1 protein-coding gene is annotated in these 549 nt (G+C 65.6%); it reads right to left on the bottom strand.

Annotated elements, in window-relative coordinates:
• Nucleotides 1-467: hypothetical protein (locus tag AACY08_RS28395; protein ID WP_339472422.1), on the bottom strand; the 467-nt coding region annotated here is incomplete at its 3' end.
• Nucleotides 468-549: the final 82 nt, after the last annotated feature.

Raw genomic sequence — 549 nt, 5'->3', positions numbered from 1 at the left:
CCGAAATAGGTGCCGTAGCTCAGCCACAGCCGCCCGTCGGCGAGGAGGAAGGCGGGATCGATCGCATCGGCGTCTTCGACGCCGTTGCTCTCGGCAACGACGCCGACATCATGATATCCGAAAGCGGGCGAGCCGGGGTCGAGCGAGTGCGTCCACATCACCTTGACCTGGCTGGCATGGCCGCCGTTCATGCCGCCGCCGCCGACCGCATAGGCGACATAGTAGCGATCGCCGATGTGGATGATGTCGGGCGCGACCCCGCCGCCGGGACGAACGCCACCGCTATGCCAGCTCCAGCCGTCTTCGGACACCAGGCCACCGCGCCCTGTGCCGAACGTATAGTATTTCCCGTCCGACAGCGCGATCGTCGAGGGATCATGGATAAAGGGCTCGCCCTCCAATTGGGCAGCGGCGGTGCCCGGCAGTGCGAGCAGGGCCGACAGGACGGCAATCGCAGCGTACTTCATGGTATCTCCAACGGGATCGCGCGGGTTTAAGCCCGGACGGAGCTATTTAAGGTCGATCGTGAGGTCGCGGACCGGTCGCCCC

The organism is Pseudomonas sp. EL_65y_Pfl1_R83 (assembly GCF_963970695.1).
Classification (GTDB): Bacteria; Pseudomonadota; Gammaproteobacteria; order Pseudomonadales; family Pseudomonadaceae; genus Aquipseudomonas; species Aquipseudomonas tritici.
Note: the sequence above shows the minus strand (reverse complement) of the source record. Positions and strands in the feature narration are given on the sequence as shown.